A 20,979-nucleotide genomic window follows, 5' to 3' on the forward strand; every position below is an offset into this window, starting at 1 on the left:
CATTAAGAATCCATGTCACTTTGAGTGCCCACACAGATTGTCTGATAAATTGTTAAAGAGCAGTTGCGACGCGGCTTGTAGCTCACCGTCGCGAGGTGGCGTATATTACGCTTTCCTCTTTCAGAGTCAACCCTGATATTCAGGATTTTTTCTCTTCAACCGACCGGGTTATCTGTGAAGTGATTCACATCCGCCGTGTCGATGGAGGCGCATTATAGGGAGTTCTCTGCAGGCCGCAACCGCTAAATGACAGAAAAATGACTGACTGCTGCATTCCCCAGCAAAACCCCGCCTTATACCCTTTTACACACAGACTTATCCACAGAGATACGAAAAAGTGAAAATTCGCGAGCGTTGCGCAAACGTTTTCGTTAAAATGCTCGCGCTTAACAAGGATGCCTCGTCAGGTGTGTTAGATGAGTTTTTCGCTGGAAAATTCATCTAACGCTCTCTGTAATCGTGAAATCCAGGGGATTTACCATGCAACAACGTCGTCCAGTCCGCCGCGCTCTGCTCAGTGTTTCTGATAAAGCCGGTATCGTCGAATTCGCTCAGGCACTTTCTGCACGCGGTGTGGAGCTGCTTTCTACAGGTGGTACCGCTCGCCTGTTAGCAGAGAAAGGTCTGCCGGTAACCGAAGTGTCCGATTACACCGGTTTTCCGGAAATGATGGATGGACGCGTCAAGACCCTGCACCCGAAGGTCCACGGCGGTATTCTTGGTCGTCGCGGCCAGGACGACGGCATTATGGAAAAGCATGATATCGCGCCAATCGACATGGTCGTCGTTAACCTCTACCCGTTCGCGCAGACCGTTGCCCGCGAAGGCTGCTCTCTGGAAGACGCCGTCGAAAATATTGATATCGGCGGCCCAACCATGGTGCGCTCAGCGGCTAAGAACCATAAAGATGTTGCCATCGTGGTGAAGAGCAGCGACTACAACACCATTATTAATGAGATGGATGCCAACGAAGGGTCGCTGACGCTGGAGACGCGTTTCGACCTCGCCATCAAAGCATTCGAGCACACCGCCGCGTACGACAGCATGATCGCCAACTACTTCGGTAGCCTGGTGCCTGCTTATCATGGCGAAAGCACTGAACCTTCCGGCCGCTTCCCGCGTACGCTGAACCTGAACTTCATTAAGAAGCAGGATATGCGTTACGGAGAGAACAGCCACCAGCAGGCTGCCTTCTATATAGAAGAAGAGGTAAAAGAAGCCTCTGTTGCGACCGCACAGCAGGTTCAGGGCAAGGCACTCTCCTACAACAACATCGCTGACACCGATGCAGCGCTCGAGTGCGTGAAAGCGTTCAGTGAACCCGCCTGCGTAATCGTGAAGCACGCGAATCCATGTGGCGTAGCGGTAAGCACCTCCATTCTTGACGCCTATGATCGCGCGTATAAAACCGACCCAACCTCCGCATTCGGCGGCATTATCGCCTTCAACCGCGAGCTGGACGCTGACACAGCACAGGCCATCATCTCCCGTCAGTTTGTCGAAGTGATCATCGCTCCTTCTGCATCCGACGAAGCCCTGAAAATCACCGCGGCAAAACAGAACGTGCGCGTACTGGTGTGTGGCCAGTGGGATGAGCGCGTACCGGGTCTGGACTTCAAACGCGTGAACGGCGGTCTGCTGGTTCAGGATCGCGATCTGGGCATGGTTACCGCGGGCGATCTGCGCGTCGTGACGAAACGCCAGCCTACCGAGCAGGAACTGCGTGACGCGCTGTTCTGCTGGAAGGTTGCGAAGTTCGTGAAATCCAACGCGATTGTCTATGCAAAAGAGAACATGACTATCGGAATAGGCGCAGGCCAGATGAGCCGCGTTTACTCCGCGAAAATTGCCGGTATCAAAGCGGCCGATGAAGGTCTGGAAGTGAAAGGCTCGGCAATGGCTTCTGACGCCTTCTTCCCGTTCCGTGACGGTATCGACGCTGCTGCGGCAGTGGGCATTACCTGTGTTATCCAGCCTGGCGGCTCAATCCGTGACGACGAAGTCATTGCCGCTGCTGACGAACACGGTATTGCGATGATCTTCACCGACATGCGTCACTTCCGCCATTAATCCACGGAGCAGAAAATGAAAGTATTAGTCATTGGTAATGGCGGGCGCGAGCACGCTCTGGCGTGGAAAGCGGCCCAGTCGCCGCAGGTAAAAACCGTCTTTGTGGCACCGGGTAATGCCGGTACTGCGCTGGAACCCACGTTACAGAACGTCGCTATCGGCGTGACCGATATCCCGGCCCTGTTGAGCTTTGCTCAGCAGGAGAAAATCGATCTGACCATCGTGGGTCCGGAAGCGCCGCTGGTGATTGGCGTCGTTGACGCCTTCCGGGCTGCTGGCCTGCAAATCTTCGGCCCAACGGAAGGGGCTGCACAGCTGGAAGGTTCGAAAGCCTTCACCAAAGATTTCCTCGCACGTCATAACATCCCGACGGCGGAATATCAGAATTTCACCGAAGTAGAGCCAGCCCTGGCTTACTTACGTGAAAAAGGTGCGCCTATCGTTATCAAAGCCGACGGTCTGGCCGCCGGTAAAGGCGTTATCGTGGCGATGACGCTCGAGGAAGCCGAAGCCGCGGTTCAGGATATGCTGGCAGGCAACGCCTTTGGCGACGCGGGCCATCGCATCGTGATTGAAGAGTTCCTTGACGGTGAAGAGGCGAGCTTTATCGTGATGGTCGACGGCGAGCATGTTCTGCCGATGGCCACCAGCCAGGATCATAAACGCGTTGGCAATGCAGATACCGGTCCAAACACCGGCGGTATGGGCGCTTACTCCCCTGCCCCTGTGGTCACTGACGAAGTGCATCAGCGCACCATGGACCGCATTATCTGGCCAACCGTCAAAGGCATGGCTGCCGAAGGTAATACTTACACCGGTTTCCTCTATGCAGGCCTGATGATCGACAAGCAGGGCAATCCGAAGGTGATTGAGTTCAACTGCCGCTTCGGCGATCCGGAAACGCAGCCAATCATGCTGCGCATGAAATCTGACCTGGTGGAACTGTGTCTTGCCGCCTGTGAAGGTAAGCTGGATGAGAAAACGTCTGAGTGGGATGAACGTGCTTCTCTGGGCGTGGTGATTGCTGCGGGGGGTTATCCGGGTAATTACAATACCGGTGATGAGATTCACGGTTTACCGCTGGAACAAGTGGAAGGCGCGAAGGTATTCCACGCCGGCACGAAGCTGTCTGACGACGATCGCGTGCTGACCAATGGCGGCCGTGTACTGTGTGCGACCGCGCTGGGTCACACCGTTGCAGAAGCACAGAAGCGTGCCTATGCGCTGATGGCAGATATTCACTGGAACGGTAGCTTTAGCCGCCAGGATATCGGTTATCGCGCAATTGCGCGTGAGCAGGGCGAGTAGTTCTTCCGCCAGCCCCTCTCCCGTCAGGGAGAGGGGACGTCACTCAAAAACTCTTTTCTGTCGGCTGCCAGGTGCAGAAGTCTTCGTTCGCGACCAGCAGCAGTTGAGAACCTTCCGGCGCTTCCAGCCACGCCACACTCACTTCCATTGATGAATGCCGCTGACGGCGCTCAATATGTTCGGTTGCCCAGGCTTCAAGCTCAGGCTTAACGGTTTGCCCTTCGCAGGTGGTTACCGTGCCATCGGCATGCCAGCGCCCCTGGCGCAGCACAACGCGTCCCTGACGCAGCGCATCGCTGGTCTGGCGGATTTGTTCGGCACGATAACGATAGAGCGCGACTTGATCGCTGGAAAGCTGCTGTTTTTGACCGCTGACTTCCCGCTGCATAAAGCTCAGCTCGCCATGGTCATCAAAACGCACTTTCACATGTTCGGGGGTCTTGCTGTAGACATTCAGTTCTATCAGCGACAGGTCATCGCCCTGCCAGCGATACTCCGCAGTCGACGTATTGCCGTTATGCCACGGACTGAAAGCAGAAAGCAGATGCACTTCGCCGCCAGAATCTTTGCGCCAGATCCTCACCGCACCCTGGTTGTCAGCGTAGCCGCTGGCGGTAAACGGTGGCAGAGAGGTGTCGTGGCTACAGGCGGACAGAAACATCACGCCCGCCAGCGCGAAAAGACCACGCCAGACAGACAAAAGGGGCGTTGCCGCCCCTTCGTTAAAACTGTTCACTGCCACGCGTCTTACTTAACAGCGTCTTTCAGTGCTTTACCAGAAACAAATGCCGGCACGTTAGCTGCGGCGATTTTGATTTCTTTACCGGTCTGCGGGTTGCGGCCAGTACGCTCAGCGCGGTGGTTCACTTTGAAGGTACCGAAACCAACCAGTTGTACAGCATCACCTTCTTTCAGAGACTCAGTAATAGCAGCCAGGGTAGATTCCAGAGCAGCTTTAGCCTGCACTTTAGACAGATCAGCCTTGTCCGCAATTACATCAATCAGTTGAGTCTTGTTCATAAGTTATCCTTTCAATGTGTTTATCGCTTGCTAAGCATCGAGTGCGACGAAAATGCCAAAAAAGCACTCTCCTGCATACACGCACCGATAGCCACTTTTTTTCGCCCCCCAAATGTAGACCAGACAAGGGGCGAAAGGGAAGAGTCGAGGAGCGACAAAACGAGCGTTATATCAAGTTTTGTTGTCTCATTGGTTAAAAATTATACCAATATTGCTCTCACCAGCCTCACGTAAGTCCGCACGGAGCCCTTTTATCAGCTCAATATCGCGTTCTTCACACTCTGCCAGCAGGCGGAAAATTTCCCACTGGATATCCCATTCCTGCTCAACCGCGGGGTTCACTCTCAGCTCTTCGTCGGTCATTTCCCGACCTTCCTGGGTCATTTCCAGCATCGCGACGGTCGTAATGGATGCCTTGCTGACTTCGATAGCATGCTCCAGCGTTTCACCGCTCAGACGGGAATGAATCAGTTCGCTTAATGCCACGCAGGCATCAATGGCCGGATAGACACCATACAGGTCGTAGTCATCCGCCGCCGGGATCGCCTCTTCAAGCTTTTCAAGCTGAGAGTCGAAGTTCACCTTAGCGTCTTTGACCGTCAGCGTCTCCCAGATTAAATCCAGGATGCGGCGATAAATCTGCCCTTCACCAAAGCCTGTCTGCTTGCAGAACGCGGCATAGTTGGGATACATGCGCTCGCACAGGCAAGCCATAAAAGTCACGTGCTGCCAGCTTTCCAGCTTCTCAAGGCGCAGATGAATCGGGTTTTGTAGCATGATGAGGTCTCGAATCGAAAATTAGCCGCAGTTTACCTGAATCATCACTGAATTTCTTGCCAACGCGTAAAAGCCGGACGCCCTGACGCTACGGCATCAGCCCAGCGGGTGGGCTCCGGTAAGCGATACCCTTTCATGCAGCGCTGCACCCACGCCAGCGCACTGTCCGTGCTCACCCGATGCCCGGTGGCGATAAACAGGGGGTTACAACGCGCTTTACTGCGCCAGACCCACGCCAGTTGCTCACTCTTATCGATGAGAGGTGCCAGCGCGCCTGGCTCGGCGGAGAGCGGCTCAAACGCACCGCACAGACGTTTTTTAGCCACACCGATGGTGGGGACATCCACCAGCAGCCCAAAATGGCTGGCGACGCCTAAGCGGCGCGGATGAGAGATACCATGGCCGTCGACAAACAGCAGGTCGGGTTTTTGCGAGAGTTGCTCCCACGCTGCCAGCAGCGCGGGATATTCACGGAATGAGAGAAAGCCAGGAATGTACGGCATGGTGGTGGCGATACGCGCCACCTTGTACTCCACCAGTTCCAGCGAGGGATACTTCAGCAGCACCATTGCCGCCCGCGTCACTTCACCTCCCTGCTCAAACCCCACATCTGCTCCGCCAATGTACTGCGGCGGGTCTGTGTCCAGACGATCCTCGCGGATCACGGATGAGGCCAGTTCTATCTGTTGAGCGCGTAATGACGCGAGATCCATAACCACTCCTTACTGATGATAATGTGCAGAAAGTCGGTGCACCGCCTCCACAAACGCGCCAGCGTGTTCTGGCGGTACATCCTGATGAATACCGTGCCCAAGGTTGAACACGTGTCCTTCGCCCTGGCCGAAACCAGCAAGAATGGAGGCCACCTCTTCCTCAATACGGGCAGGCTGAGCATAGAGCATAGACGGGTCCATGTTGCCCTGCAGCGCCACTTTGTCACCCACGCGACGGCGCGCATCGGCAATATCGGTTGTCCAGTCGAGACCCAACGCGTCACAGCCGGTTGCGGCCATGGCTTCCAGCCACTGCCCACCGCCTTTGGTGAACAGCGTCACCGGCACCCGGCGACCTTCGTTTTCACGCAGCAGGCCATCGACGATTTTATGCATGTAATACAGCGAGAACTGCTGGTAATCGCGCCCGGTCAGCACGCCGCCCCAGGTATCGAAAATCATCACCGACTGCGCGCCTGCTTTAATCTGCGCGTTAAGATAGAGTGTGACGCTCTTCGCCAGCTTGTCGAGCAGCGTATGCAGCGCCTGTGGCTCCGCGTACATCATCTTTTTAATGACGGTAAAGGCTTTGCTGCTGCCACCTTCCACCATATAGGTCGCCAGCGTCCACGGGCTGCCTGAGAAGCCAATCAGCGGCACTTCGCCTTTCAGTTCACGGCGAATTGTGCGCACGGCGTTCATCACATACCCCAGCTCCTGCTCAGGATCCGGTACCGGCAGCTTATCAACGTCGGCTTTGCTTTTGATCGGGGAGGTGAAACGCGGACCTTCACCGGTTTCGAAATAGAGCCCAAGGCCCATGGCATCCGGAATGGTCAGAATGTCCGAAAAGAGAATAGCGGCATCCAGCGGGTAGCGGCGCAGCGGCTGGAGCGTCACTTCGCAGGCCAGCTCGGCATTTTTGCACAGCGACATAAAATCACCCGCCTGCGCACGCGTGGCTTTGTACTCTGGCAGATAGCGCCCCGCCTGGCGCATCATCCACACCGGGGTGACATCAACGGGCTGGCGCAGCAGCGCACGCAGATAACGATCGTTCTTCAGTTCGGTCATTTTGCAGTTCCTTATTGCGTCAGTCCGTGAGTGTAACACTACTCATACTCGGCCCGACACATTGCCACGGTATCTTCTATCAGCCGACGGGCTACCGTTCCCGGCGGGGGTAACAGTGGCAAATCGTCATAACGGTACCAGTTCGCGTCCAGCAGCTCTTTCTGGTCGATAACAATCTCACCGCTATCGTATTCGGCCATAAACGCCGTCATCAGCGACTGCGGGAACGGCCACGGCTGAGACGTTACGTAACGCAGGTTCTTCACCCGGATCCCGCTCTCTTCCATCACTTCACGCGCCACCGCCTGCTCCAGCGTTTCGCCCACTTCAACGAACCCGGCAAGAACAGTATGAATGCCGTTGCGATGGCGGGTATGTTGCGCCAGCAGGATGGAATCGTCACGCCGGATAGCGACGATAATGCACGGCGCAATCTGCGGATAATAGCGTTCACGGCAGTGGCTGCAGAGCATGGCCCACTCGGTTTTGCTCGGGTGCATGGTATGCCCGCAGTAGCCGCAGTATTTATGCGATCGGTAAAACTCGGCCAGCTGCACGCCACGGCCTGCCAGCTGGAACAGGCCCACATCAAGATCCAGCACCTGACGAACGGATCCCATGTCCTGGCGGCGAGGCTGCTGGATCAACCACACCGGCTCCCCTTGCCACTCGCCGATCTTCAGCGCAGGCTGACCAACGAGATCGAAACGATCGGCAGTGCCATGGGGTATTTCCCCACCGGGCAGCCATAATTTTTGTTCGTGACTGACAATCCACCAACCCAGATCTGATTTTTCAATAATACGATCCATATCTATTGCACTACCTTCGCTTCACTGACATGTTGTTAGCATTGTGGTTACATTTTGGATAAGCAGAATCAATTCTAAACCTTGCGGAGTCGAACATGTTAAACCAGCTAGAAAGCCTGACTGAGCGCGTTAGAGGAAGTAACAAACTGGTGGATCGCTGGCTACATGTGCGCAAGCATCTACTCGTGGCTTATTACAATCTGGTCGGTATTAAGCCTGGCAAAGAATCGTTTATGCGGCTGAATGAAAAAGCGCTGGATGATTTTTGTCAGAGCCTGGTCGACTACCTGTCCGACGGCCATTTCAATATTTATGAACGCATTATCCGCGAAATGGAAGGCACTAGCCCGTATTTAACGGCATCCAAACTCTACCCGCTGCTGGAAGCCAATACCCAGCAGATCATGAATTACTACGATTCCACCCTCGAGAACGCCATCGATCACGACAACTACCTTGAGTTTCAACAGGCGCTGTCCGATCTCGGCGAAGCGCTGGAAGAGCGATTCTCGCTGGAAGATAAGCTGATCGCCCTCGTGCTGGATAACGATTCTAAGGCCAGCAACGAAGATAACATCGCGCGGCCTGCTTGAGTTCTTAATCGTTAACGAGTAGTTTACAAACATTCGCCCCTCTCAGGAGGGGGTATTACACGAAATCATTCATGCGATAGCGTGAACGATGGCGTGTAAATTTCTTGTCGGAGTGCCCAGTGTGAAAGCACGGGCTGAGACCGTTAATTCGGGATCCGCGGAACCTGATCAGGCTAATACCTGCGAAGGGAACAAGAGTAAAACTGCTGTAGTATCGCCCCCGGGCGATCTCCTCTTGCTTCATCCGTCGTCTGACAAGCCATGTCCTTCACTTTTGGAATGAGCTATGTCTACTACTAAACTGACCCGCCGCGAACAGCGCGCACAAGCCCAACACTTCATCGACACCCTGGAAGGCACCGCTTTCCCGAACTCTAAGCGTATTTACATCACCGGCTCTCAGGCGGATATCCGCGTTCCGATGCGCGAAATCCAGCTTAGCCCGACGCTTCTTGGCGGCAGCAAAGAAAACCCGCAGTATGAAGACAACGAAGCCGTGCCGGTGTATGACACGTCTGGCCCGTACGGCGATCCTGATGTGGCCATTAACGTGCAGCAGGGTCTGGCAAAACTGCGCCAGCGCTGGATTGACGCGCGTAACGACTGCGAAGAACTGACGGTTCGCAGCTCTGCCTACACCAAAGAGCGTCTGGCCGACGACGGCCTGGACGAACTGCGCTTCGCGGGCCTGCTGACGCCGAAACGTGCGAAAGCGGGCAAATGCGTTACCCAGCTGCACTATGCGCGTCAGGGGATCGTCACCCCGGAGATGGAGTTTATCGCCATCCGTGAAAACATGGGCCGTGAGCGCATCCGTAGCGAAGTGCTGCGCCACCAGCATCCGGGCGAAGGTTTCGGTGCCCGCCTGCCGGAAAACATCACCCCGGAGTTTGTGCGCGATGAAGTGGCCGCTGGCCGCGCGATTATCCCCGCCAACATCAATCACCCGGAATCTGAACCGATGATTATCGGCCGTAACTTCCTGGTGAAGGTCAACGCTAATATCGGTAACTCCGCGGTCACCTCCTCCATCGAAGAAGAGGTCGAGAAGCTGGTCTGGTCAACGCGCTGGGGCGCGGACACGGTAATGGATCTCTCCACCGGGCGTTATATCCACGAAACCCGCGAGTGGATCCTGCGTAACAGCCCGGTGCCTATCGGAACGGTGCCGGTCTATCAGGCGCTGGAGAAAGTGAACGGTATCGCTGAAAACCTCACCTGGGAAGCGTTCCGCGACACGCTGCTGGAGCAGGCTGAACAGGGTGTAGACTACTTCACCATCCACGCGGGGGTGCTGCTGCGCTACGTGCCGATGACCGCGAAGCGTCTGACCGGCATTGTCTCGCGCGGGGGCTCAATCATGGCGAAGTGGTGTCTGTCTCATCATCAGGAAAACTTCCTCTACGAACACTTCCGCGAGATCTGCGAAATCTGTGCCGCTTACGACGTCTCGCTGTCGCTGGGCGACGGCCTGCGCCCTGGTTCCATTCGTGATGCCAACGACGAAGCGCAGTTTGCTGAACTGCACACGCTGGGCGAGCTGACCAAAATCGCCTGGGAGTATGACGTGCAGGTGATGATTGAAGGCCCGGGCCATGTCCCCATGCAGATGATCCGCCGCAATATGACGGAAGAACTGGAGCACTGCCATGAAGCACCATTCTATACCCTGGGGCCGTTGACCACCGATATTGCCCCGGGTTACGACCACTTCACCTCCGGAATTGGTGCGGCAATGATCGGCTGGTTCGGTTGCGCCATGCTCTGCTATGTGACGCCAAAAGAGCACCTCGGTCTGCCCAACAAAGAGGACGTGAAGCAGGGGCTTATCACCTACAAAATTGCCGCCCACGCTGCGGACCTGGCGAAAGGCCATCCGGGCGCGCAAATTCGCGATAACGCGATGTCGAAGGCCCGCTTTGAATTCCGCTGGGAAGATCAGTTTAACCTCGCGCTCGACCCGTTTACCGCCCGCGCCTATCACGACGAAACCCTGCCGCAGGAGTCCGGCAAAGTGGCCCATTTCTGCTCCATGTGTGGGCCAAAATTCTGTTCGATGAAGATCAGCCAGGAGGTGCGTGACTACGCCGCCGCGCAAACCATTGAAGTGGGCATGGCGGATATGTCAGAAACCTTCCGCGCGAAAGGCGGCGAAATCTACCTCAAAAAAGAGGAGGCGTAATGTACCAGCCCGATTTCCCACCCGTGCCCTTTCGTTTGGGGCTCTACCCGGTGGTGGACAGCGTGGAGTGGATTGCCCGCCTGCTGGAGGCAGGTGTACGCACGCTGCAGCTGCGCATCAAAGATAAACGCGATGAGGAGGTGGAGAACGATGTCGCCGCCGCCATCGCGCTGGGGCGTCGGTATAACGCCCGCCTGTTTATCAACGACTACTGGCGACTGGCGATAAAGCACCAGGCCTACGGCGTGCATCTGGGTCAGGAGGACCTGGAGACCACAGACCTGAATGCCATCCGGGAAGCCGGTTTGCGCCTGGGTGTCTCGACCCATGACGATATGGAGATTGACGTGGCACTGGCGGCACGCCCTTCGTACATTGCGCTTGGACACGTCTTCCCGACGCAAACTAAACAGATGCCCTCCGCGCCACAAGGGCTGGCACAGCTGGCGGCTCACGTGAAGCGTCTTGCGCAGTACCCGACCGTGGCCATCGGCGGGATTAGCCTTGAACGCGCTCCGGCCGTGCTGGATACCGGTGTCGGCAGTATCGCCGTCGTCAGTGCCATCACCCAGGCCGCAGACTGGCAGGCCGCCACCCGGCAGCTCTTACAACTGGCAGGAGCAGGCGATGAATGATCGTGACTTTATGCGCTATAGCCGCCAGCTCCTGCTGGAGGATATCGCCATCGACGGGCAGCAAAAGCTGCTCGCCAGCCGGGTTTTGATTGTCGGGCTGGGCGGATTAGGCGCGCCTGCCGCGCTCTATCTGGCCGGTGCAGGCGTGGGCACGCTGGTACTGGCCGATGACGACGAGGTGCATCTTAGCAACCTGCAGCGTCAAATCCTCTTTACCACCGAGGATATCAACCAGCCCAAAGTACACATTACCCGCCAGCGTCTGAACCAGTTGAACCCGGATATTGAGCTCATTGCGTGTCAGGAGCGGCTCAGCGGCGACAATCTGCTCCGAGAAGTCGCCCTGGCCGACGTGGTGCTGGACTGCACCGACAATATGGCAACCCGCCAGGCGATCAACGCCGCCTGTGTCGCAAAAAATACGCCGCTTATCACCGCCAGCGCGGTGGGATTCGGCGGGCAGATGATGGTCCTGACACCGCCGTGGGCGCAGGGCTGCTATCGCTGTCTGTGGCCAGACGATGCTGAGCCAGAGCGTAACTGTCGCACCGCGGGCATTCTTGGCCCGGTTGTGGGGGTGATGGGTACCCTGCAGGCGCTCGAGGCCATCAAGCTGCTCAGCGGTATGGAGACCGAGCGCAACACTTTGCGGTTATTTGACGCCCGCTCCAGCGGCTGGCGTCATCTGGCGTTACACCGCGCCAGCCACTGCCCGGTATGTGGAGGCGGCAATGCGCATTCTGTTTAACGATGAGCCGATGAAATGCGAGGACGGGCTCACCGTTGCCGTGCTGCTCGATAAACTGCGCCAGCTCAAGCCGGGAACGGCGCTGGCGCTCAATCAACAGATCCTGCCGCGCGAGCAGTGGGAACATCAGCAGGTCAGTGAAGGCGACCAGATCCTGCTGTTTCAGGTTATTGCAGGGGGCTGAGATGTTACGTATTGCCGATAAAGTCTTTGATTCACATCTGTTTACCGGAACCGGGAAATTCGCATCACCCCAGCTGATGGTCGATGCCATCCGTGAAAGCGGCAGCCAGCTGGTCACGCTGGCGTTAAAACGCGTGGATCTGCGCCATCACAGTGATGCCATTCTGGCGCCTTTACTGGAAACTGGCGTCACGCTACTGCCAAATACTTCCGGCGCGAAAACGGCCGAAGAGGCCATTTTCGCCGCCCAACTGGCGCGTGAAGCGCTCGGCACACGCTGGCTGAAGCTGGAAATTCACCCGGATGCTCGCTGGCTGTTGCCCGACCCGATCGAGACGCTGAAAGCGGCAGAAAAGCTGGTACAACAAGGGTTCATCGTTCTGCCTTACTGCGGTGCCGATCCGGTACTCTGCAAACGTCTGGAAGACGTTGGCTGCGCCGCCGTTATGCCGCTGGGCGCACCTATTGGCTCCAACCAGGGGCTGGAAACCCGGGCGATGCTGGAGATCATCATTGAGCAGGCCACCGTTCCGGTGGTGGTGGATGCGGGTATTGGCGTACCAAGCCATGCCGCGCAGGCGCTGGAGATGGGGGCGGATGCGGTGTTGGTGAACACGGCCATCGCGGTTGCCGACGATCCGGTCATGATGGCGCGCGCGTTTCGCATGGCGGTGGAGGCTGGCCTGCTGGCACGGCAATCAGGCCCTGGCTCACGCAGTTTTCAGGCGCAGGCCACCAGCCCGCTGACCGGTTTTCTGGAGGCAATCTCATGACCACCTTTACCGACCGCTGGCGGCAGCTTAACTGGGACGACATTGCCCTGCGCATCAACAGCAAAACGCCGGTCGACGTCGAGCGCGCACTGAATGCACACCATCTGACCCGCGACGATTTAATGGCCCTGCTCTCCCCTGCGGCCAGCGCTTATCTGGAGCCGATGGCCCAGCGCGCCCAGCGTCTCACCCGACAGCGCTTTGGCAACACGGTAAGCTTTTACGTCCCGCTCTATCTCTCAAACCTGTGCGCCAATGACTGTACCTACTGCGGCTTCTCCATGAGCAACCGCATTAAGCGTAAGACGCTTGATGAGGAGGAGATCGCGCGCGAGTGTGCGGCCATCCGGGAAATGGGCTTCGAGCATCTCCTGCTGGTCACCGGTGAACACCAGGGCAAAGTCGGGATGGACTACTTCCGCCAGCACCTTCCTGCCATTCGTCGTCAGTTCGCCTCGTTGCAAATGGAAGTGCAGCCCCTGTCGCAGGATGAGTATGCGGAGCTCAAAACGCTCGGACTGGATGGAGTGATGGTCTATCAGGAAACGTACCACGAAGCGACCTACGCACGGCATCACCTGAAGGGCAAGAAACAGGACTTCTTCTTCCGCCTTGAAACGCCGGACAGGCTCGGACGTGCCGGGATCGACAAAATTGGCCTTGGTGCGCTGATTGGGCTTTCCGATAGCTGGCGCGTGGATTGCTATATGGTGGCGGAACATCTGTTGTGGCTTCAGCAGCACTACTGGCAGAGCCGCTACTCCATCTCCTTCCCCCGGCTGCGCCCGTGTGCTGGCGGGATTGAACCGGCCTCACTCATGGACGAGCGCCAGCTGGTACAAACGATCTGCGCGTTTCGCCTGCTTGCCCCGGAGGTTGAATTATCGCTCTCAACACGTGAATCACCGGCGTTCCGCGACCGCGTGATCCCGCTTGCGATAAACAACGTGAGCGCATTTTCCAAAACACAGCCGGGCGGTTACGCCGATGATCACCCTGAACTGGAGCAGTTTGCCCCGCATGATGGACGACGTCCGGAAGCGGTCGCCGCGGCCCTGAGCGCGCAGGGGCTGCAGCCGGTCTGGAAAGACTGGGACCGCTGGCTGGGAAGAGCCTCGCAATTACGCTGAAACATACTGCAACTCCGCAGAAATAAAACGAGGCGGCACGGAGAGTCACAACCGGATGATTGTCAGCTATCGTCCGGTTTTTTATTGTCATGTGGTCAGCAACGGACGCTGACCAGGGCGAAAAGCTTCTTCCTCGTTTCGCCCTGCCTCTGACTTATCGTGCACACTGAATTTCTGATTTTATGAGTAATTTCTTAGCCATTCTTAAGATAAATCATCTCGTCTGAAATCGTGTTCCGTATAATTCACAGCTAACCGCAGGACTGCGACTATGCTGAGAGGATATCGGCAGACGAAAAGCATTCACCCTCAGGAATGATGTACAACTCATGGCACTTCACAGCAAAAAACTCTCTTTTACCCGGCCAATAATGGCCAGCTTCGCGGGGATACTGTGCAGTTTTGCACTGATCGCTGTCGTGGTTACGCTTTCGCAACGAAAGGATTTTCTTGAGGATTATCACAAAATTAATGGTAATTTCACGCATAATCTGGCGGTTAACTATACCGAATCAATGTTGCGTGAAAACGACTATATTCTTGGTCGTTCTGCGATGTACTTTTCCCGCAACGAAATACTGAATGAGACGCTGAACATCAACCCGACGCAAGGGTTGCAGATGTTGATGCATTTGCAAAACCTGATGCCGACCGTGTCATCCATCTCGCTGGCCGACACGGAAGGGCATTATTTGCACGTTCCAGAAGCGCCTCCCACGGAAAAGAGTAAAAACGCCGATCCGCGGACGCGCCCGTGGTTTGTCGCCTACGCGGAAGCCAGTATTTTCAGCCATTATACCCACCCTTATATGGACTACTTTACCGGGCATCCAACGGTCACGCTTTATAAGCCATTGATTTCAACAGAAGGCAGACTCAAGGGAACCCTGGCCTTTCATCTTGATTTGGCGTCGATGGGGTATACCCTTCGACAGATGGTGGCCCCTGTACAAGGGGAATTCTTCGTCGTCGAGCGCGACGGAACCGTGGTGCTTCATCCTGACACGGGCGCGCTGTTCAAAAAATACGTGAGCGAAGCGCTGATGGACAAAATGACCAGCGGCGAGGGGCATTTATACGACCGGAAAAGTAAAACCTGGTATTACTACTACTCCTTCACTAACCCGGATTGGTTTGTCATCTACCGGGTCTCTGGCGCGACCCTGACGGATATTACCCGCCACGAAACCACTATCGTTGGCTGGGGATTTGCACTGGCGGCGATTATTATCATTCTCTTCGGTTTGTACCTTCGCCATGCCTCGCGTACCGTGCTGATGCATATTATCAACGCCATCAAAACTGGCGACGTCAGCCAGGCACCGCGTCTGGAAGCGATGCTGAGTCATACCATCCAGTCGAATAAAGAGCGTGAGATGGCATATGTCCGCCAGGCAACCCACGATGCGCTAACAGGCTGCAAAAACCGCCGCGCGTTCGATACCGATGTGGAAGAGTTAATGGCGGCTCAACAGCCTTTCGCACTGGCGCTGGTGGACATCGATAACTTCAAATCAATCAACGATACCTGGGGCCACCTTAGCGGCGATATTGTCCTGCGTAACGTGGCGCGTGAAGGGATCCAGATCATGCAACCGCACCACATCTCGGTGTACCGGTATGGTGGAGAAGAGTTTGCGGTGGTCTTCCAGGCTACGCAAATTGCTGATGCAATCTCGTTGCTGGAAGCATGGCGTACCACCATTGAAAAACGCGTCTGGCGGGAAGAAAACCTACAGGTCACGTTCAGTGCAGGCCTGGGGGAATGGCATTTCGAACCGCTGGAGCAATTTGTCGGGAGCGTGGATAACGCACTTTACAGCGCAAAACAGCAGGGTAAAAACCGTATCCTTCGGACCTCCATCCGTTAATTTCTTCCCTCCCACGCTGTCCGTTTCGACGGGCAGCGTGCGCTTTCATGCAAAATTGTAACCGGTTTCAGAAAATCACCCATTTCTTTGTGATGCCTGACACACAATCGCGGTAAAGCGGTTGTTGAAGCGGTCTGCACGGGATAATTATCAATAAACACATGTAGATCGAGGCTGATTATGAAGAACATCGTTTTATGCTGTGCAGCGGGAATGTCAACCAGCATGCTGGTTCAACGTATGAAAGACGCCGCGCAGAAAAAAGGGGTTGAAGTCACCATTAAAGCCGTTCCGGTTGCGGAGTTTAAAGATAATATCGCGACGGCTGACATCGTATTGCTGGGGCCACAGGTTAAATACGAGCAGGCTAAACTTCAGGCGCAGGCCGATCCGCTGGGTAAAAAGGTCGCGGTTATCGACATGATGGATTACGGCATGATGAAAGGTGATGTCGTCCTGGAAAAAGCGCTTAAATTACTGGAGTGACCCGTGGAAGATTTAGAAACAACGATCATGGAACTGCTGGTCAACGCGGGAGCAGCGCGCAGTGCTGCCCTTACGGCGTTGCAGATGGCCCGTAAAGGTGACTTTGACGAAGCCGAAAAGGCGATGGAAGAGTCGCGTGAATACGTGAAACATGCCCACACCATCCAGACGCAGCTGATTGGTCTTGATGAAGGGACCGGAAAGCTGCCGGTTAACCTGATCACCGTCCACTCTCAGGATCACCTGATGAACGCGATGGTCATTCAGGACCTGGCGGGCGATATGATTGAGCTGTATCGTCGGCTACCGCTGATAAACTGAAAAATATGCAGACATAAAAAAACCCGCCGAAGCGGGTTTTTTATTTGCTGAATCAACGATTACTCGTTGTCAGAACCACCCAGACCTGCGTTCAGCAGTTCTGCCAGGCTCGCGGATGCATCTTCAGCAGTTACCTGCGGTGCAGCTGGCAGTTCGCCTGCAGCACGACGACGCATACGATCCTGATGGTACGCATAACCGGTACCAGCCGGGATCAGACGACCCACGATAACGTTCTCTTTCAGACCGCGCAGTTCATCACGCTTACCTGCTACAGCGGCTTCGGTCAGGACACGCGTGGTCTCCTGGAACGATGCTGCAGAGATGAAGGACTCGGTTGCCAGAGACGCTTTGGTGATACCCAGCAGATCGCGCGAGAAGGTCGCAGCGATTTTGCCGTTCGCTTCCAGATCGCGGTTAGCGATCTTGACGCGTGAGTATTCAACCTGCTCGCCTTCCAGGAACTCAGAGCTGCCTGCGCTATCGATGGTTGCTTTACGCAGCATCTGACGAACGATAACTTCGATGTGTTTATCGTTAATCTTAACGCCCTGCAGACGGTATACGTCCTGTACTTCGTTAACGATGTAACGAGTAACAGCATGCACACCACGCAGACGCAGGATGTCGTGCGGCGCTTCTGGACCGTCGGAAACCACGTCACCACGTTCTACACGTTCACCTTCGAACACGTTGAGCTGACGCCACTTAGGAATCATCTCTTCGTACGGCTCGCTGCCATCTACTGGGGTGATAACCAGACGGCGTTTACCTTTGGTCTCTTTACCGAAGGAGATGATACCGCTGATTTCAGCCAGGATTGCAGGCTCTTTCGGACGACGTGCTTCGAACAGATCCGCAACGCGTGGCAGACCACCGGTGATGTCCTTGGTACCGCCGGATTCCTGAGGAATACGCGCCAGGGTGTCACCAGAACTGATCTGTACGCCATCTTCCAGCTGTACAATCGCTTTACCCGGCAGGAAGTACTGCGCAGGCATATCGGTACCAGGGATCAGAACGTCGTTACCCTGAGCATCAACGATTTTCAGTGCAGGACGCAGATCTTTACCACCGGCAGTACGCTCAGCAGAGTCCAGAACGACCAGAGAAGACAGACCGGTCAGCTCGTCGGTCTGACGAGTAATGGTCTGGCCGTCGATCATGTCAGTGAAGCGGATGAAACCACTTACTTCGGTGATAACCGGCATGGTGTGTGGATCCCAGTTTGCAACGGTTTCACCGCCGGCAACCTGCTCGCCATCACCTTTCGCCATAACAGCACCGTAAGGCACTTTATAGCTCTCTTTGGTACGACCGAATTCGTCGATCAGCTTCAGCTCGGTGTTACGAGAAGTCACAACCAGCTTGCCTGCGGAGTTAACAACAGACTTCGCGTTGCTGAGCTTGATGCTACCTTTGTTTTTCACCTGAATGCTGGATTCAGCAGCCGCACGAGATGCCGCACCACCGATGTGGAACGTACGCATCGTCAGCTGTGTACCCGGTTCACCGATGGACTGTGCCGCGATAACACCGATTGCTTCACCTTTGTTGATGATGTGGCCACGCGCCAGGTCACGACCATAGCAGTGCGCACATACACCGAAATCGGTGTCACAAGATACAACGGAACGAACTTTCACAGAGTCAACAGAGTTCGCTTCCAGCAGGTCACACCACTGTTCGTGCAGCAGCGTGTTGCGTGGAACCAGAATGTCTGCGGTACCCGGCTTCAGAATGTCTTCCGCAGTTACACGACCCAGTACGCGATCGCGCAGCGGCTCTTTAACATCACCACCCTCGATAACCGGGGTCATGGTGATACCTTCGAGGGTGCCACAATCGTCTTCGGTCACAACCAGGTCCTGCGCAACGTCAACCAGACGACGCGTCAGATAACCGGAGTTCGCTGTTTTCAGTGCGGTATCCGCCAGACCTTTACGCGCACCGTGAGTAGAGATGAAGTACTGGAGTACGTTCAGACCTTCACGGAAGTTCGCGGTGATTGGCGTTTCGATGATGGAGCCATCTGGCTTCGCCATCAGACCACGCATACCTGCCAGCTGACGAATCTGTGCTGCAGAACCACGCGCACCGGAGTCGGCCATCATGTAAATGCTGTTGAAGGAAACCTGCTGCTCTTCTACGCCGTCACGGTTAATCACGGTTTCGGTTTGCAGGTTATCCATCATCGCTTTGGATACACGATCGTTCGCCGCAGCCCAGATATCGATAACTTTGTTATAGCGTTCGCCCGCGGTAACGAGACCAGACTGGAACTGCTCCTGGATCTCAGCAACTTCGGCTTCCGCTTCAGAGATGATCTCGTGTTTCTTCTCTGGAATAACCATGTCATCGATACCAACAGATGCACCTGAACGCGCTGCATATGCAAAGCCGGTGTACATTGTCTGGTCAGCGAAGATAACCGTCGGCTTCAGACCCAGAATGCGGTAACAGGTGTTCAGCATTTTGGAGATCGCTTTCTTACCCAGCGCCTGGTTGACGATGGAGAAAGGCAGACCCTTCGGTACGATCATCCACAGAATGGCACGGCCAACGGTCGTGTCTTTCAGGCTGGTTTTCGCAACGAATTCGCCGTTAGCATCTTTTTCATATTCAGTGATACGCACTTTGACACGCGCATGCAGAGAGGCCAGGCCAGCGCGATAGATACGCTCAGCTTCTTTAGGGCCAGTCAGCACCATGCCTTCGCCTTTGGCGTTAACACAGTCACGGGTCATGTAGTACAGACCCAATACAACGTCCTGAGAAGGAACGATGATTGGTTCACCGTTCGCTGGAGACAGGATGTTGTTAGTAGACATCATCAGCGCACGCGCTTCGAGCTGGGCTTCCAGCGTCAGCGGTACGTGAACGGCCATCTGGTCACCATCGAAGTCGGCGTTATATGCCGCACAAACCAGCGGGTGCAGCTGGATAGCTTTACCTTCGATCAGTACCGGTTCAAATGCCTGGATACCCAGACGGTGCAGTGTTGGTGCACGGTTCAGCAGTACCGGGTGTTCGCGGATAACTTCGTCCAGGATATCCCAAACGACAGCTTCTTCACGCTCAACCATTTTCTTAGCGGCTTTGATGGTGGTGGCCAGGCCACGCAGTTCCAGCTTGCCGTAGATGAACGGTTTGAACAGCTCCAGTGCCATTTTCTTCGGCAGACCGCACTGATGCAGACGCAGGTATGGACCTACGGTGATAACAGAACGACCGGAGTAGTCAACACGCTTACCGAGCAGGTTCTGACGGAAACGACCCTGTTTACCTTTGATCATATCGGCCAAAGATTTCAGAGGACGTTTGTTAGAACCGGTGATCGCACGACCGCGACGACCGTTATCCAGCAGGGCATCTACCGCTTCCTGCAGCATACGTTTTTCGTTACGTACGATGATGTCCGGCGCAGCCAGATCCAGCAGACGTTTCAGACGGTTGTTACGGTTGATAACGCGACGATACAGATCGTTCAGATCCGACGTTGCGAAACGACCACCATCCAGCGGAACCAGCGGACGCAGATCTGGCGGCAGCACCGGCAGAACGGTCAGGATCATCCACTCTGGTTTGTTACCAGACTGAACGAACGCTTCCAGCAGTTTGATACGCTTGGTCAGCTTTTTACGCTTGGTTTCGGAGTTGGTTTCGTTCAGCTCTTCACGCAGCTGCTCGCACTCTTGCTCCAGGTCCATGCTTTTCAGCAGGGCCTGAATAGCTTCCGCACCCATCTTGGCGTCGAATTCGTCACCGAACTCTTCCAGCGCGTCCAGATACTGTTCTTCGGTCAGAATCTGGTGGCGTTCCAGGTTCGTCATACCGCCTTCGATAACGACATAAGATTCGAAGTACAGAACACGTTCGATATCGCGCAGCGGCATATCCAGCAGCAGGCCGATACGGGACGGCAGAGATTTCAGGAACCAGATGTGCGCAGTTGGAGATGCCAGTTCGATGTGGCCCATGCGCTCACGGCGCACTTTGGTCTGGGTCACTTCAACGCCGCACTTCTCACAGATCACACCACGGTGTTTCAGGCGCTTGTACTTACCGCACAGGCACTCGTAGTCTTTTACTGGCCCGAAAATTCGTGCACAGAAAAGGCCGTCACGCTCAGGCTTGAACGTACGGTAGTTGATGGTTTCCGGCTTTTTAACTTCACCGAAAGACCATGAACGGATCATGTCTGGCGAAGCCAGAGCAATTTTGATCGCATCAAACTCTTCGGTTTTAGTCTGCGCTTTCAGAAACTTTAATAAATCTTTCAC

The 20,979-nt window shown here is 55.4% G+C and carries 18 protein-coding genes, 2 pseudogenes and 1 riboswitch; of the genes and pseudogenes, 13 read left to right on the top strand and 7 right to left on the bottom strand.

Features of this window, described 5'->3' with window-relative positions; all coding sequences use genetic code 11:
- The first annotated feature begins 480 nt into the window (after positions 1-480).
- A complete protein-coding gene (purH, locus tag AB6731_RS22520; protein WP_047954909.1) occupies positions 481-2,070 on the top strand; it encodes a bifunctional phosphoribosylaminoimidazolecarboxamide formyltransferase/IMP cyclohydrolase in 1,590 nt (529 codons plus the stop codon).
- A 15-nt stretch (positions 2,071-2,085) separates the two neighbouring features.
- A complete protein-coding gene (gene purD / locus AB6731_RS22525; RefSeq protein WP_014168172.1) occupies positions 2,086-3,378 on the top strand; it encodes a phosphoribosylamine--glycine ligase in 1,293 nt (430 codons plus the stop codon).
- Positions 3,379-3,421: 43 nt separating this feature from the next.
- Here purD and AB6731_RS22530 read toward each other — a convergent pair whose 3' ends face one another.
- The 5 genes from AB6731_RS22530 to hemE all read right to left on the bottom strand — a co-directional run bounded on the left by AB6731_RS22530 (position 3,422) and on the right by hemE (position 6,962).
- The gene (locus AB6731_RS22530) at positions 3,422-4,114 is read right to left on the bottom strand and encodes a DUF1481 domain-containing protein (protein ID WP_020882988.1); all 693 of its coding nucleotides are present in this window, start codon (positions 4,112-4,114) and stop codon (positions 3,422-3,424) included.
- An 11-nt stretch (positions 4,115-4,125) separates the two neighbouring features.
- The gene (hupA, locus tag AB6731_RS22535; protein WP_002445246.1) at positions 4,126-4,398 is read right to left on the bottom strand and encodes a nucleoid-associated protein HU-alpha; all 273 of its coding nucleotides are present in this window, start codon (positions 4,396-4,398) and stop codon (positions 4,126-4,128) included.
- A gap of 186 nt (positions 4,399-4,584) precedes the next feature.
- Positions 4,585-5,175: a YjaG family protein gene (locus tag AB6731_RS22540; RefSeq protein ID WP_014168169.1), complete on the bottom strand. Its 591-nt coding sequence runs from the start codon at positions 5,173-5,175 to the stop codon at positions 4,585-4,587.
- 44 nt (positions 5,176-5,219) lie between these two features.
- Entirely contained in the window at positions 5,220-5,888 is a 669-nt protein-coding gene (nfi, locus tag AB6731_RS22545; RefSeq protein WP_333180172.1) for a deoxyribonuclease V, read from the bottom strand.
- 9 nt (positions 5,889-5,897) lie between these two features.
- Positions 5,898-6,962, bottom strand: a complete 1,065-nt coding sequence (gene hemE, locus AB6731_RS22550) for a uroporphyrinogen decarboxylase (RefSeq protein WP_020882986.1) — start codon at positions 6,960-6,962, stop codon at positions 5,898-5,900.
- A 1-nt stretch (position 6,963) separates the two neighbouring features.
- On the opposite strand from hemE, the pseudogene AB6731_RS22555 reads away from it, so the two are divergent.
- A pseudogene (locus AB6731_RS22555) lies at positions 6,964-7,053 on the top strand (hypothetical protein); the annotation flags it as partial.
- On the opposite strand, the pseudogene nudC reads toward AB6731_RS22555, so the two are convergent.
- A pseudogene (gene nudC, locus AB6731_RS22560) lies at positions 7,022-7,774 on the bottom strand (NAD(+) diphosphatase); the annotation flags it as partial. The pseudogenes AB6731_RS22555 and nudC sit on opposite strands and share 32 nt — an antisense overlap.
- A 95-nt stretch (positions 7,775-7,869) precedes the next feature.
- Between nudC and AB6731_RS22565 the strand changes: the two are divergent.
- The 10 genes from AB6731_RS22565 (at position 7,870) to AB6731_RS22610 (ending at position 16,696) form a co-directional block, all read left to right on the top strand.
- Complete coding sequence (locus tag AB6731_RS22565) at positions 7,870-8,367, top strand: Rsd/AlgQ family anti-sigma factor (protein WP_014168165.1); 498 nt, start codon at positions 7,870-7,872, stop codon at positions 8,365-8,367.
- Positions 8,368-8,465: 98 nt separating this feature from the next.
- Positions 8,466-8,575: riboswitch (TPP riboswitch) on the top strand.
- 78 nt (positions 8,576-8,653) lie between these two features.
- Positions 8,654-10,549 (top strand): phosphomethylpyrimidine synthase ThiC, encoded by a 1,896-nt coding sequence (thiC, locus tag AB6731_RS22570; RefSeq protein ID WP_025206413.1) that lies wholly within the window; start codon positions 8,654-8,656, stop codon positions 10,547-10,549.
- Entirely contained in the window at positions 10,549-11,184 is a 636-nt protein-coding gene (gene thiE / locus AB6731_RS22575) for a thiamine phosphate synthase (protein ID WP_032679970.1), read from the top strand. Before thiC ends, thiE begins: the two co-directional genes overlap by 1 nt.
- Positions 11,177-11,932 carry a HesA/MoeB/ThiF family protein gene (locus AB6731_RS22580; RefSeq protein WP_014168162.1) on the top strand — a complete coding sequence of 252 codons (756 nt, stop codon included), beginning with the start codon at positions 11,177-11,179 and terminating at the stop codon, positions 11,930-11,932. The genes thiE and AB6731_RS22580 overlap by 8 nt, the downstream gene beginning before the upstream one ends.
- The gene (thiS, locus tag AB6731_RS22585) at positions 11,916-12,116 is read left to right on the top strand and encodes a sulfur carrier protein ThiS (protein WP_014168161.1); all 201 of its coding nucleotides are present in this window, start codon (positions 11,916-11,918) and stop codon (positions 12,114-12,116) included. The genes AB6731_RS22580 and thiS overlap by 17 nt, the downstream gene beginning before the upstream one ends.
- A gap of 1 nt (position 12,117) precedes the next feature.
- Positions 12,118-12,888, top strand: a complete 771-nt coding sequence (gene thiG, locus AB6731_RS22590; protein WP_049022680.1) for a thiazole synthase — start codon at positions 12,118-12,120, stop codon at positions 12,886-12,888.
- Positions 12,885-14,018 carry a 2-iminoacetate synthase ThiH gene (thiH, locus tag AB6731_RS22595; protein WP_371006835.1) on the top strand — a complete coding sequence of 378 codons (1,134 nt, stop codon included), beginning with the start codon at positions 12,885-12,887 and terminating at the stop codon, positions 14,016-14,018. Before thiG ends, thiH begins: the two co-directional genes overlap by 4 nt.
- Before the next feature lie 329 nt (positions 14,019-14,347).
- Positions 14,348-15,889 carry a sensor domain-containing diguanylate cyclase gene (locus AB6731_RS22600; RefSeq protein ID WP_108647630.1) on the top strand — a complete coding sequence of 514 codons (1,542 nt, stop codon included), beginning with the start codon at positions 14,348-14,350 and terminating at the stop codon, positions 15,887-15,889.
- 180 nt (positions 15,890-16,069) lie between these two features.
- Complete coding sequence (locus AB6731_RS22605; protein ID WP_014068453.1) at positions 16,070-16,375, top strand: PTS sugar transporter subunit IIB; 306 nt, start codon at positions 16,070-16,072, stop codon at positions 16,373-16,375.
- Positions 16,376-16,378: 3 nt separating this feature from the next.
- A complete protein-coding gene (locus AB6731_RS22610) occupies positions 16,379-16,696 on the top strand; it encodes a PTS lactose/cellobiose transporter subunit IIA (protein ID WP_014168157.1) in 318 nt (105 codons plus the stop codon).
- 59 nt (positions 16,697-16,755) lie between these two features.
- On the opposite strand, the gene rpoC is transcribed toward AB6731_RS22610, so the two are convergent.
- A complete protein-coding gene (gene rpoC, locus AB6731_RS22615) occupies positions 16,756-20,979 on the bottom strand; it encodes a DNA-directed RNA polymerase subunit beta' (RefSeq protein ID WP_014168156.1) in 4,224 nt (1,407 codons plus the stop codon).

Source organism: Enterobacter sp. RCC_40, assembly GCF_041360735.1.
Taxonomy (GTDB): Bacteria; Pseudomonadota; Gammaproteobacteria; order Enterobacterales; family Enterobacteriaceae; genus Enterobacter; species Enterobacter ludwigii.

Coding starts and splice junctions, on each gene's coding strand:
- purH (WP_047954909.1), top strand. CDS start 481: ATGCAACAACGTCGTCCAGTCCGCCGCGCTCTGCTCAGTGTTTCTGAT.
- purD (WP_014168172.1), top strand. CDS start 2,086: ATGAAAGTATTAGTCATTGGTAATGGCGGGCGCGAGCACGCTCTGGCG.
- hupA (WP_002445246.1), bottom strand. CDS start 4,398: ATGAACAAGACTCAACTGATTGATGTAATTGCGGACAAGGCTGATCTG.
- AB6731_RS22540 (WP_014168169.1), bottom strand. CDS start 5,175: ATGCTACAAAACCCGATTCATCTGCGCCTTGAGAAGCTGGAAAGCTGG.
- nfi (WP_333180172.1), bottom strand. CDS start 5,888: ATGGATCTCGCGTCATTACGCGCTCAACAGATAGAACTGGCCTCATCC.
- hemE (WP_020882986.1), bottom strand. CDS start 6,962: ATGACCGAACTGAAGAACGATCGTTATCTGCGTGCGCTGCTGCGCCAG.
- AB6731_RS22565 (WP_014168165.1), top strand. CDS start 7,870: ATGTTAAACCAGCTAGAAAGCCTGACTGAGCGCGTTAGAGGAAGTAAC.
- thiC (WP_025206413.1), top strand. CDS start 8,654: ATGTCTACTACTAAACTGACCCGCCGCGAACAGCGCGCACAAGCCCAA.
- thiE (WP_032679970.1), top strand. CDS start 10,549: ATGTACCAGCCCGATTTCCCACCCGTGCCCTTTCGTTTGGGGCTCTAC.
- AB6731_RS22580 (WP_014168162.1), top strand. CDS start 11,177: ATGAATGATCGTGACTTTATGCGCTATAGCCGCCAGCTCCTGCTGGAG.
- thiS (WP_014168161.1), top strand. CDS start 11,916: ATGCGCATTCTGTTTAACGATGAGCCGATGAAATGCGAGGACGGGCTC.
- thiG (WP_049022680.1), top strand. CDS start 12,118: ATGTTACGTATTGCCGATAAAGTCTTTGATTCACATCTGTTTACCGGA.
- thiH (WP_371006835.1), top strand. CDS start 12,885: ATGACCACCTTTACCGACCGCTGGCGGCAGCTTAACTGGGACGACATT.
- AB6731_RS22600 (WP_108647630.1), top strand. CDS start 14,348: ATGGCACTTCACAGCAAAAAACTCTCTTTTACCCGGCCAATAATGGCC.
- AB6731_RS22605 (WP_014068453.1), top strand. CDS start 16,070: ATGAAGAACATCGTTTTATGCTGTGCAGCGGGAATGTCAACCAGCATG.